Below are 12,433 nucleotides of genomic sequence, written 5' to 3' on the forward strand. Positions count from 1 at the left end.
GGGCTAGAAGATCGAGAAGTGTACGTATCTCTTGGGGTTCGCTTTGAGGTCCTTCATCAGCTCGTCTGCGCTGTTGGCTAGACTATCTAGGCGATTGTAGAGGCGAGCATCGTTGATGAGTAGGCCTGCGGTGCTATTGGGGTTACGTAGTTGCTCGCTAAGGATGCGCAGGTTGCTTGTCATCGTATTGACATTGTGGATCACGGAGTCGATTTTGAATTGCTCTGCGTTGCGCCCAATCTTTACCATGCTCTCACTAGCGGTAAGCACATTGCCCATGATTTGAGGCATCTGATTCATAGACTTGCTCAGCTGGTTTACCACAGACTGCATCTCTGTGGTGGCGCCATGCAGCCCAGAGAGGGTTGCGTCGATTCCCTTGTTGCCGAGGATCTCATTGAGGCGCTCCAGTGTCGCCATTAGATGTGGAATGACGTCCTCCATGGCGGGGACGAGCTTCTCTGTGGCTACATCGATTAGGTCGGCTGGTGCCTCCACACTTGGGATAGTGTCTAAGTCTGTGAAGTAGCCCGGCTGTGGCTCTGGAGTCTCGATCGTCAGGACAGAGCCCGTGAGCATATTCTTCTTGATGTTGAGCTTACTGCCTCTCGGGATTTGCACACTTGGGTCAAGAGCTAGGGTAAGGGTGGCTCCATATCCCTTGCCGGGTGTATAGATGAAGTCCACTTTGCGCACAGCTCCTACCTTGTAGCCACTGATCATCACTGGGGTAGCATTGGCTACACCGTTGAGGTTGTCGAATTTGGTGTAGAATATAGACTCCTTCTTAAACAAGTCAATGCCTTTGAGGAAGTTGAGACCTACGTACCCTAGGGTTAGAGCCATGAGGGTTATTAGCCCTATCTTGACTTCTTTTCTGATTTTCATTGCTCCTATTGATGTATAGTTAATCTTCTGTTGATTACTGGACACGTCCGATGCGCTTGCCCGATCTGTACTCCACGATGAAGCAGTCTTTGTACTGCTTGGCGATCTGCTTGCGTAGTTTACGAGCCTCGGCGAGGCTCTCGGTATCGCCACAGGTGTAGAGATATCGCTCGCCGTCCTTGATGCGTCTGATTGGTTTGCCTAGCTTGGCAAAGCGCTTGTCCTTGGTGTCTATCGCCTTGGATAGAGCCATAAACTGAATGCGGTAGCTTCGCCCCTCGGGGCTTGTGCTGTTCGGTTGTTCTACCCGAGTTGCCTCGTGGTGAGGCTCCTTGGGCTCGGTGGGCTCTGAGCTATCTGCCATAGAGTCGTCAGTATCGGTAGAGTCTGCAGAGCCCTCGCTCTTACTCTCCTCTGAGCGATTGCTCTCTTTGGGGGTAGCTGTCTGCCGCTTGTAGTATTGGCTGAAAGCCTTAGATAGAGCCCGTGCGATCTCTCGATGCCCCTCGGGACTCTTGAGGTAGCTCTGGTCGGAGTTGTTGGAGATAAACCCTATCTCAGTCAGTACGCTAGGCATAGCACTCTGGCTGAGCACCCACAGAGCAGCTTGGCGCACGCCACGGCTGGGTTTACCCAAACGGCTATACTGCCGCTCTACGAGGTTGGCAAACTCAATGCTACTGTTGATGTAGGCGTCCTGCATCAGATCGAACATGATGTAGCTCTCGGTGGATTTGGGGTTGAAGCCTCGATACGTTGTCTTATAGTCGTCCTCAAGCAGCATCACCTCATTTTCTCGCATTGCCACGGCGAGGTTGCTAGCTTGCTTATTGAGCCCCAATACATAGGTTTCTGTTCCCCTAGCCGAGGGAGAGGCGCTATTGACGTGGACACTGATGAAGAGCGAAGCCTTGTGCCGATTGGCAAAGTCGGATCGAGCTTGCAGCCCCACGAATACATCTTTGTCCCTTGTGTAGAGTACCTTGACTTTCGGGTGATTGGCCTTGATCATCTCCCCAAGTTTGAGGGCTACAGAGAGCGTTATATCTTTTTCTTTGAGCCCATTGCGTACAGCTCCGGGGTCTTTGCCTCCGTGCCCTGCGTCGATGACTACGACGAATTTGGATTGGGCTGCCGACAGCCCCCATCCGCTACCTAGGAGCAGTAGAAGCCCCCATAGCCAAACGCCCAGCAGTCTATTTTTATTTGATAGGTTGATTTGATACACGTACTTAATCGCTTTAACGCACAAAGTTAGCAAATTTAATGTTCCAATCGAGCATATTAGCCACTGTGAGCCAAGCGTGCAGATTGTCCTCCTCCTAGTGGCTAGAGAAGTATCGTCATCATGATAGATTCATAGGCACCAAGGCGGTGCAGCGAGAGTTTTATTTCGCTGTACCGCCTTGGTGTCTTCCTTTGCAAAAGCTCTAGAGCTGATACATCTCTGCGTAGTAGCGCTGGTAGTCGCCGGTGGTAATCTGGTCAATCCACTCTTGATTGTCGAGATACCAGCGTACCGTTCGCTCTATCCCCTCCTCGAACTGTAGAGAGGGCTCCCAGCCTAGTTCATCTTTGATCTTGGTAGCGTCGATCGCATAGCGCAGATCGTGACCAGCTCGGTCGGTGACATAGGTAATCAGCCCGAGTGAATGCCCCTCGGGGTTGCCTAGCAGTCTATCTACGGTCGAGATTAGTACGTGGATAAGGTCGATATTGCGCCACTCGTTGAAGCCTCCAATGTTGTAGGTCTGTAGGTTTGCCCCTTGATGAAAAACGACATCTAGTGCTCGGGCGTGATCCTCGACGTATAGCCAGTCGCGGACATTCTCGCCACGTCCGTAGACTGGTAGGGGCTTGCCTTGGCGAATGTTGTTGATGAATAGCGGAATAAGCTTCTCGGGGAACTGATACGAGCCATAGTTGTTGGAGCAGTTGGTCACCACAACTGGCAGACCGTACGTATCTCCAAAGGCACGGACGAAGTGGTCGCTACTCGCCTTGCTCGCGGAGTATGGGCTATGCGGGTCGTATCTGGTAGCCTCGGTGAAGAAGCCACCGCCTAGCTCTAGAGAGCCATAGACCTCATCTGTCGAGACGTGGTGGAAACGCTTGCCCTCGTAGCCCGAGGGTAGAGAGGACCAATAGGTCTTGGCTGCTTGTAGCAGTGTGAGCGTACCCATGACGTTCGTTCGTGCAAAGGCTAGCGGATCCTTGATGCTCCTGTCTACATGACTCTCGGCGGCTAGATGAATGATACCATCGATGCAATGCTCCTCTAGGAGATGAGCCACACGCTCTAGGTCGCAGATATCTCCGAGCTCGAAGCGATAGTTTGTAGCAGCCTCTACATCTTTGAGATTGGCGAGGTTGCCTGCATAGGTTAGCTTGTCGAGGTTGATGATTAGGTAGTCGGGATATTTATTGACCAGTAGGCGGACAAGGTGCGAGCCAATGAAGCCTGCCCCTCCCGTTACCAATATGTGACGCTTATAATCCATACGGTGTTCTTGTCTTGTGCTCTAGTTTTGTGCCCTAAGGCTATTATTTGCTCTGCCTAGGAGCCTCGGCATCGGCTATCTTGGTCAGGTATTGCCCATACTGGTTTTTGGCCATGGGCTCCGCTAGCTTGAGGAGTTGCTCCCGATCTATCCAGCCTCTGCGGTAGGCAATCTCTTCGAGGCAGGCTACCTTGAGCCCTTGTCGCTTCTCGATAGCCTCGATGAAGGTTGTAGCCTCCATCAGCGAGTCGTGCGTCCCAGTATCGAGCCAAGCAAAGCCACGGCCTAGGGTCTGCACTTGTAGTTCATTGTCTTGGAGAAAGGTTTGATTGACTGATGTAATCTCTAGCTCACCTCGTGCCGAGGGTTTGACGTCCTTGGCTACCTCTAGCACCTTGTTGGGGTAGAAGTATAGCCCCACGACTGCGTAGTTGGATTTCGGTTGCTGGGGTTTTTCCTCAATGGAGAGGCAGCGTCCCTGCTCATCAAACTCCGCCACACCATATCTCTCGGGGTCATTGACCCAGTAACCAAATACCGTAGCCATTTGCTCCTGCTCGGCTTGGCGTACAGACTCCTTGAGCATAGCCGAGAAGCCCGTGCCGTAGAAGATGTTATCTCCCAGCACGAGGCAGACACTGTCGTCGCCAACGAAGTCGCTCCCGATCAAGAAGGCCTGTGCTAGCCCATCTGGCGAAGGCTGCTCCCTGTACTCGAAGTGTACGCCTAGAGCTGATCCGTCACCCAGTAACTGTCGGAAACAAGGTAAGTCGTGAGGGGTAGATATGATGAGAATCTCTCTGATGCCTGCGAGCATCAGTACCGAGATGGGGTAGTAAATCATCGGTTTGTCGTAAACAGGTAGTAGCTGCTTACTGATCCCTTTAGTAATAGGGTATAGGCGTGTCCCCGATCCGCCGGCCAATACGATTCCTTTCATTAGAATGTATGTGATATAACAAAGTCTACGAAGCAAAAGTAATAAAAGGGGCTAATACAAAAAAGACGGGTATTCCTCGTACAGAAATACCCGCTTCTCTTCGTAGTTTGGCGCTTTCTCTTGGGCTCGAACCAAGGACCCTCTGATTAACAGTCAGATGCTCTAACCGACTGAGCTAAGAAAGCGTGTTGAATTGCTCAAAATCGCTCGCAAAGGTAAGTGTTTTTTGAAAATACACAAGAGTCTAGTGCCTCACAGCTACCCACCAAATAAAAAGAATCTGCTAGTATGGTGCATACGCTACATGGGTGGTGCTACGTTAGTAAGTAGACAGGATATTATCTTTTGTGTTAAGAAATGCAAATGGATTAAAGGTGATTTGAGAGAGGTCGCCTCGTATAGGTCGATAGATTGCTGGGAAGATTTTCTTGGATTGTAGGACTAAGCTAGAGCGATGTGTCCACCGATTCGCCAAGATTGATGGGACGAAACTCCCGATGAATAGGGCGTACAGGGGCCTTCGTTTTATGAGATCTGGATTAAGGTGTTGTTGTCTAGTGTTTTGTGAGGACTCTCTTGGTTGAGCGATCTCTTTGCCGATGGAGTCTGTCAGCCTAGATCTATCAGCGCCTCGTGTAGCGCCTCCTAGGGGGTAAATATTGAGTTTGCTCTCTGAGTCTAGGGGTGCTTGAGGTTGTCCCATCAACAATCTGAAAAGTGAGTGAAAATATAAATCTCGCCCTACAAGTGAGCCAGTGATGAACCGTCGCAGCGAGCTGTGGCTATGGGACGCTATGCCAGGGCAACCGCATCAAATTTTGGCTATACACTTAACATATTGATTATCAACATCAGCTTTGAACTTAACTGCTCTCAATCTCTGTTGTAAGAAAAAAATGGATATTGATAATCAGTAGCTTATATTTTGATGCGGTTGCCCTGGACGCTATGCTTGCTTTGGTGCGCAAGTGGTAGATTTTTCGTAACTTTGCACCCTAATTGTAGGTTTGGCTATCTCTGCTCGTGCGTATCGCTTGGGCGGTCACAGAGGAGAGAAGCAGGATAAGAAAAGAACAAAGTATAATGAAGTCTAAACGAGTATTGTATATATCGCAGGAGATTTTTCCATATCTACCCGAGACAGAGATCTCGAAGCTGTCGAGAAATCTGCCGCAGTTCATTCAGGAGCGGAAAAATGAGGTAAGGCTCTTCATGCCTCGATATGGATTGATCAACGAGCGCCGTAATCAGCTCCACGAGGTGATCCGCCTCTCGGGGATCAATATGATCATTAATAACAATGATCACCCTCTGATCATCAAGGTGGCCTCTATCCCCTCTGCACGTATGCAGGTGTACTTCATCGACAATGATGACTTCTTCAAGCGCAAATCTCTCTATGGACCCGACAATAAGGGAGCCAATGACAACGATGAGCGCTCCATATTCTTCGTGCGTGGAGCACTCGAGACAGTCAAGAAGCTGCGTTGGATCCCAGACCTCATTCACTGCCATGGCTGGTTTACTGCCCTCGCTATGATCTACCTCAAGAAGGTCTACCACGATGATCCATGCCTGAAGAAGGCCAAGTTCATCTTCACTATTTACAATGACGAGGAGCAGTGTGTTATGCCTGAGGAGCTGTTTGAGAAGCTGAAGTTCGACAACATCAAAACCCCATCGGTGGCGATGATGGAGGGTAAGACTGACTATAAGGCTCTCATGCGCCTAGCTATTCATCATGCTCATGGTGTCGTACAGGGTAGTGAGCATATTGATCCTGAGCTGATGGCCTATATTGAGAAGACCAATACACCCTTCCTTCCCTACCAAGGCACAGAGGACTATGCTGATGCCTACAATGAATTTTATGACAAGATCGTATGAAGTCGCTCGTAAGCCAACTAGGAGCCCTCTTGCTGGGGTGCCTAGTTTTGGGGGCATGTGACCAAGAGGATAAGCTCTCCCGCATAGGAGAGTCTATCCAGTCGCCCAGAGATAAAGTAGATAGTGAGCTACATAGGCTCCAGTTCGAGGCTAGCAGCGTTAAGGCGGAGTCGGTCTACTCCTCCGGTAGTACCACTAGTCTTCTTGGAGAGATCTCCGACCCTCTGTACGGGGACTTCCATGGAGAGTTTGTCGCCCGCCTGCGTACGGCGCCGAGGTTTAAGTTCGCCCGTGAGCCACTAGGAGGTAAGATTGACTCGGTTAAGCTGATGCTCGGCTACGAACGATCTATCGGGGACGTTAATTCGGAGATGAAGCTCTCGATCTACGAGGTCAAAGGGCTGGGTACTATGGCCTACTCTACCACCCCAGAGGCGCTAGAGCAGTATCGCAAGCCAGAGAACCTAATCGGGGAGAAGCACCTCAACATCAGTAGCAATAGCTTCTGGCGCCACTACTCGGCCCGTGACTCTGTGCTGACCATAGCCCTCCCTATTGATACTAAGGTTGGGCAGCGCATCTATGACCTATCCAAGGAGAAGCCTTATCTATTCGACACTCAAGAGAGCTTCGACAAAGATGTGCTAGGTTCTCTGCTGGTCACCCCAACTACGGGGCGTGGCAATGTGCTGCAGGTGGTGAGCACGGCCTTGGTGATTTACTACACCTACACTCCCGACAAGGCAGAGAGAGAGAAAGCTAAGGGGGATAAAGCGAAAAAACCAGTCGCTACTGAGGCTTTTATTAGTACCAAGCTGACGGGGCATATCAATGCTTTGAGCAATCCGTACTCCGATGTGCTTCTAGTCCCTAGCGATGAATACTTCTATATCAAGCAGCCTGCAGGGGTGATTGGAGCCATAGAGCTCAAAAAAGAGCAGATGGCTCGTTTACTCAAAGGCAAAGCCAAGATCAACATTGGCTCCGATTGGTCTTTGGCCGATGCCCAGATGCAGATTGATGTAAAGAACCCCAAAGATCTTCTGCTCAATCCGCCTTCCTATATGCTGCTCATACCTAAGGATTCGGTAACCTCCTTTTTTGCCAAAGGGTTGACTGAGCGCAGTAGAGCAGCCACGAGCTATCTATCCTCTCGGTATAGCGTTTCTGCACGTTTCTATAACTTCTCCAACATAGCTCGTCTTGTGACAGAGCACCTCAAGCACCATGCACGCTATAGCAGGGAGGCTGGTTGGAGTGTCGATCGAGATTTGGAGTTGCGCCTTGTGCCAGTGGATAGAGAGATAACACGCAATGGGGAACATGTGCAGACCATAGGACTCAATGAGTTCTTGTTCCCTAGCTTTGTGCGCATGGACAAGCGACCAGAGAAGCTCCAACTAGAGGTTGTATCCTCTCAGTTTAGTCAGTAGATCATCATTTGTGTCTAAGGCTATCAACAGAGTTTGCTTATACTCTGTCGATAGCCTTAGTTTCATTGTAGAACTATATTATTGATATCATAGACAAATGCAAAAAGCCAACTTGAAACTAAGATTGACGGTGATGAACTTCTTGCAGTTCGCCGTCTGGGGGAGTTACCTAATTTCTTTGGGAGGATATATGATGGGTACGCTCGGCTACTCGGGCCTGCAGGTAGGAGCCATCTATGGTACTATGGGTGTTGCTTCCTTGTTTATGCCGGGGGTAATCGGGATTATAGCCGATAAGTATGTCAATGCCGAGCGGCTGCTAGCTATCTGCCATCTGCTTAGTGCTGCGTTCCTGATCGGGGTGTCGCAGAACGCAGACTATGCACTGGCCTATCCGCTCTTCTTGCTAGTCAATATCTTCTATATGCCTACGATTGCTCTGACCAATACCATATCCTACAGCTTGATGTCGCGCAATAATATGGATATTGCGGCGACCTTCCCCTCCATTCGTGTTTGGGGGACGGTCGGTTTCATCGCAGCGATGTGGCTCGTGGGGCTCTGTGGCTGGGCTCAGTCTGCCATGCAGCTGTATGTGTCTGCTGGGCTAGGGGTTGCGTTGGCTGTGTTTGCTCTTACGCTGCCTCCATCTCCGCCAAACAAGCAGGTAGGGCCAGAGAGGAGTTTAGCCTCGGTTCTTGGGCTAGATGCACTAGTGCTTTTCAAGAACTACAATATGTCTGTGTTCTTCATCTTCTCGATGCTTCTAGGGGCAGCGTTGCAGGTTACCAATACATTTGGCACACCGTTTCTAGATAGTTTCAAGCCGGACTATGCCGATAGTATTGCCGTCAAATACCCCACTATCCTGCTTTCGCTCTCTCAGATCTCAGAAACTCTGTTTATTCTCTCTATTCCTTTCTTCCTTCGCCGCTTCGGCATCAAGTCGGTTATGCTTATGAGTATGCTCGCTTGGGTACTTCGCTTTGGGCTGTTTGGTATTGGCAATCCCGGAGATGGATTTGTTTTCCTTATCCTCTCTATGATTGTTTATGGTATGGCGTTCGATTTTTTCAACGTTTCGGGCTCTATGTTTGTTGATAAGGAGGTAGATCCTAGCATGCGAGGCTCTGCTCAGGGACTATTTATGATGATGACCAATGGCGTAGGGGCTATTCTGGGAGGATTTGGCAGTGGATATATCGTAGATCTATACAAGAATGCCGAAACGCAAGCCGTAGACTGGTCGCCCGTCTGGTTTATCTTCGCAGGCTATGCTCTAGTTATTGCAATTCTTTTCGCAATTCTTTTCCGCTATAGAGGTGACGTTGCTACTAAGCAGTTGTAAGGCGTTCCTTGGGGGTATCCTTTGTTTGTGTCTGTTTTGTGTTGATGATCAGGTTGTATTAGCCCGGAGAAACCTAATTATTGTATAAATATGTTTACATTTTTGCTTCATAAGCAAAAAAAAAGTAACTTTGCACAATAATACATAGTCTAGTATCTTCTTTTGTTGGGGAAATGTAAGACATTAGGGTGTGTGTGAAAGAAGAATATTTGGATAAAATATATTGAAGAAGAAATGTTTAAGAAAAGTGTGTTTGTGCTTGCAGCTCTCGCTGCGACACAGTTTGCAAATGCTCAAGGAGAGTCGTTTGCCAAGATGTCAGCTGACTCAGTGACCATCACTGAGGTGAGAAATGCAGACAAGTTTAAGGTTGAAACCAATCGCTTCTGGTCTAATTGGTTCATCGGAGCTGGCGTTGGTGGTCAGATGCTATTCTCAGACCACAATAAGCAGATGAAGTTTGTAGACCGTGTTACTCCAAACTTCGAGGTTTACGTAGGTAAGTGGTTTACTCCCGGTCTTGGCGTTCGCCTAGGTATCAATGGCTACGAGAGTCATGGTGTGGCTGGCTGGACGGGTCACAAAGCTGGCTCACAGTCTGCGCTAGACTACTACAGAGGCTTCCTGACCAAGGAGGTTTATGGCAAGGAGCCCGGAGGTGGCTACGATCTATATAAGACGAAGATCGAATACCTCCATGGTCATCTAGACGTGATGCTCAACCTCTCTCAGATGCTTTTCGGGTATAACCAGAATCGCTTTTACTCTTTCATCCCTTATGTAGGGGTGGGGTGGATCAGTACACTCAACAAGGCTTCGAACCCTGCTGAGTATGTTCATGGATACCGTAACGATGGTTACTCCAATGAGGTAACTGCCAATGTAGGTCTTAACAACCGCTTCCGTCTAAGCTCTGCGCTCGACCTGAACCTCGATATTCGTGGTGCTTACATCAACGACCGCTTCGACCAGCAGGTTGGCGGACGCTGGGGCGAAGGTCTGCTAACGGCTACTCTCGGTCTGTCTTACAACCTAGGTAAGAGAGGTTGGGATCGCAGCACGACTACCATCACACGTGTCAATGAAAATGTCCTAGCAGATCTTAGAAATCGTGTAGGTCAGCTACAGCTTACCAACGATGATCTACGCCGTCAGCTGGAGCAAGCACTCAACAGAGAGGTTACTCCTCAGAACGTGTGTGGTATGCCTCTGCTTGTTACCTTCCCTATCGACCGTTGGACAATCAGCAACAGAGATCGTGTGAACCTAGGTTTCCTAGCTGCTGAGCTCAAGGCTAACCCCAATATGACTTATGTCGTTACAGGGTACGCAGACGAAGGTACTGGTAGCAAGAAACGCAATGTGTTCCTTGCGCAGAAGCGTGCAGAAGTTATCTATGACTGCCTAGTGAAGGAGTTTGGAGTATCTGAGAACCAGCTTCGTAAGGACAGCAAGGGTGGTGTAGCTAATATGTACTACAATGACCCACGTTGCAGCCGCGCCGTTCTTCTCAAGATTGCTGAGTAAGTATACTCGCAGGAGTATTCTGACTACACGACAGTCTTACTGAAAATATAAACTGAGACTAATCTACAGGGCAACTTGTAGATTAGTCTCTTTTGCCATTCGATAAGTTTATGCTACCACGTATCCCTATTATCGTTGCCTTCACGCCCAACTATTTATTGCCTGCTGCTGTGATGCTCGCCTCTACCCTAGAGGCATCTCAAGCAGAGGCCAGATATGAGGTTATCTGTTTGATTAGTGAACCCCTTAGTCCCGAGGATATGATGAGGTTAGAGGCTATTGATGGGGGGAGTGGTAGGCTGAGCTTTAGGACCCTAGAACTTACCGAACAGCTCTCGGGCGTGTATGTAGATCCTAAGTACACTGCTGCGGCAAACTATCGGCTAGTTGTGGCGGATCTTCTCCCCGAGTATGATCGAGCCATTTATTTGGACTGTGATATCATCGTGCGCCAAGACTTGGCCGAGCTCTATCAGACCCTAGACCTAGGCGAGAATTATCTAGCTGGTATTGCAGAGGCTTCTACTCCTTGGCAAATATCTAGAATGCCCCAAGGCTGCGAGGCTGGCCAGTATATCAATTCAGGTTTTTTGGTCATGAACTTGGAGTTGTTTCGCCGAGATCGTATTGCCGATAGGCTTGTAGAGGCATTGAGGGTTCCTTACTTGGAGTTCCCTGATCAAGATGCCCTAAATATCGTTTGCAAAGGGAGGGTCCACTATCTTGCCCCTCGGTACAATGGCATTCGTACGTTTGTACTGCCTACGTATAAAGAAATCTTCTTGCGCTACTACACAGAGCACGACTGGGCAGAAGTTGCTAGGAGAGGTACGATACACTATACCGGAGAGAAACCGTGGAGGGCCTATACTCTCTTTTTTGAGCTATGGTGGCAGCAGTATTGGAGGTTGCCAGAGCAGGTGAAAAGAGGGATAGAAGTTAATCGCCGCCTTGAGCGTATGGCAAGGCTCTTTTCCCTCCCTCTAGTACGTCCGATAGCCAATACGATACTTAACTTTAAAAGAGTTTTGAAGCGATGAAGCATGCTTACCTGATCTTAGCCCACCATGAATTTGAGCTACTACAATTGTTGGTTAGTTCTCTAGATGACGAGCGCAATGATATTTATGTGCATTTCGATCGTAAGGTCACCTCTCCCCCCAAGCTAGAGGTTGAGAACGCAACGCTGACAATTCTAGAGTGTCGCATTGATGTGCGTTGGGGTGACCTCTCTGTCGTCGAGGCAGAGTTTGCTCTTTTTGAGGCAGCAGTATCTTCTAGCCAAACGTATAGCTATTGTCATCTTCTCTCGGGGGTTGATTTGCCACTCAAGAGTCAAGACTACATTCATGCTTTCTTTGATCAGCATGTAGGCAAAGAGTTTGTTGGCTACTATCATGGAGCCGACGGAGAGGCTTCGATAGACCGTAAGGTACGTCGTTGGCACTATTTCCCGAGGTCTTTCAAAGGATCAGGCCTGCTATATCAAATCAAAAGGGTACTGCGCTTCATAGCCCTGAGGTTTCAGATAGCCCTAGGTATTAGGAAGCACCATGATATGGAATTTAAAAAAGGCACTCAGTGGGTAAGTATTACACTCCCTTTTGCGCAATACCTTGTAGAGCGTAGAGAGGAAATCCTGAGCCTATACCGATATAGCTTCTGCGCTGACGAAATCTTTGTACAGACGGCTTTGTGGCATTCTCCCTATCGACAAAATATTTATGATCAGCAGGACGAGGCAAGAGGCTGTATGCGCTATATTGGCTGGGAGGCCAACGTGCTACGAGATTTTAGTCCTAGGGATTTACCACGCCTACAAGCTTCGGACGCCCTTTGGGCTCGCAAGTTCAATGGGCAGAATATGGAGTTTCTCCGGCAAGTGATACTATTTAATAGGTACTAGGCT

The 12,433-nt window shown here is 49.0% G+C and carries 10 protein-coding genes and 1 tRNA gene; 6 read left to right on the top strand and 5 right to left on the bottom strand.

What is annotated here, in order from left to right; genetic code table 11:
* Positions 1-3: 3 nt before the first annotated feature.
* From HQ41_RS02770 to HQ41_RS02790, 5 genes are all read right to left on the bottom strand, one after another.
* Positions 4-888 carry an MlaD family protein gene (locus tag HQ41_RS02770; RefSeq protein ID WP_044187609.1) on the bottom strand — a complete coding sequence of 295 codons (885 nt, stop codon included), beginning with the start codon at positions 886-888 and terminating at the stop codon, positions 4-6.
* Between the two features lie 34 nt (positions 889-922).
* Positions 923-2,140: an N-acetylmuramoyl-L-alanine amidase gene (locus tag HQ41_RS02775; protein ID WP_235316887.1), complete on the bottom strand. Its 1,218-nt coding sequence runs from the start codon at positions 2,138-2,140 to the stop codon at positions 923-925.
* A 178-nt stretch (positions 2,141-2,318) separates the two neighbouring features.
* On the bottom strand, positions 2,319-3,389 hold the full coding sequence (gene rfbB / locus HQ41_RS02780) for a dTDP-glucose 4,6-dehydratase (RefSeq protein WP_044187613.1): 1,071 nt from the start codon (positions 3,387-3,389) through the stop codon (positions 2,319-2,321).
* A gap of 43 nt (positions 3,390-3,432) precedes the next feature.
* Positions 3,433-4,329: a glucose-1-phosphate thymidylyltransferase RfbA gene (gene rfbA, locus HQ41_RS02785; RefSeq protein WP_044187616.1), complete on the bottom strand. Its 897-nt coding sequence runs from the start codon at positions 4,327-4,329 to the stop codon at positions 3,433-3,435.
* Positions 4,330-4,437: 108 nt separating this feature from the next.
* Positions 4,438-4,514: transfer RNA gene (locus HQ41_RS02790), tRNA-Asn, on the bottom strand.
* Between the two features lie 898 nt (positions 4,515-5,412).
* Here HQ41_RS02790 and HQ41_RS02795 point away from each other — a divergent pair.
* The 6 genes from HQ41_RS02795 to HQ41_RS02820 all read left to right on the top strand — a co-directional run bounded on the left by HQ41_RS02795 (position 5,413) and on the right by HQ41_RS02820 (position 12,430).
* Positions 5,413-6,216 carry a glycogen/starch synthase gene (locus HQ41_RS02795; protein ID WP_044187619.1) on the top strand — a complete coding sequence of 268 codons (804 nt, stop codon included), beginning with the start codon at positions 5,413-5,415 and terminating at the stop codon, positions 6,214-6,216.
* The gene (locus HQ41_RS02800; RefSeq protein ID WP_044187622.1) at positions 6,213-7,649 is read left to right on the top strand and encodes a DUF4270 family protein; all 1,437 of its coding nucleotides are present in this window, start codon (positions 6,213-6,215) and stop codon (positions 7,647-7,649) included. Before HQ41_RS02795 ends, HQ41_RS02800 begins: the two co-directional genes overlap by 4 nt.
* Before the next feature lie 97 nt (positions 7,650-7,746).
* On the top strand, positions 7,747-8,997 hold the full coding sequence (locus HQ41_RS02805) for a nucleoside permease (protein ID WP_044187625.1): 1,251 nt from the start codon (positions 7,747-7,749) through the stop codon (positions 8,995-8,997).
* Between the two features lie 234 nt (positions 8,998-9,231).
* A complete protein-coding gene (locus tag HQ41_RS02810) occupies positions 9,232-10,524 on the top strand; it encodes an OmpA family protein (protein ID WP_044187628.1) in 1,293 nt (430 codons plus the stop codon).
* Positions 10,525-10,634: 110 nt separating this feature from the next.
* Positions 10,635-11,564 (top strand): glycosyltransferase family 8 protein, encoded by a 930-nt coding sequence (locus HQ41_RS02815; protein ID WP_044187665.1) that lies wholly within the window; start codon positions 10,635-10,637, stop codon positions 11,562-11,564.
* The gene (locus HQ41_RS02820; protein WP_044187631.1) at positions 11,561-12,430 is read left to right on the top strand and encodes a beta-1,6-N-acetylglucosaminyltransferase; all 870 of its coding nucleotides are present in this window, start codon (positions 11,561-11,563) and stop codon (positions 12,428-12,430) included. Before HQ41_RS02815 ends, HQ41_RS02820 begins: the two co-directional genes overlap by 4 nt.
* Positions 12,431-12,433: the final 3 nt, after the last annotated feature.

The organism is Porphyromonas sp. COT-290 OH860 (assembly GCF_000768935.1).
Taxonomy (GTDB): Bacteria; Bacteroidota; Bacteroidia; order Bacteroidales; family Porphyromonadaceae; genus Porphyromonas.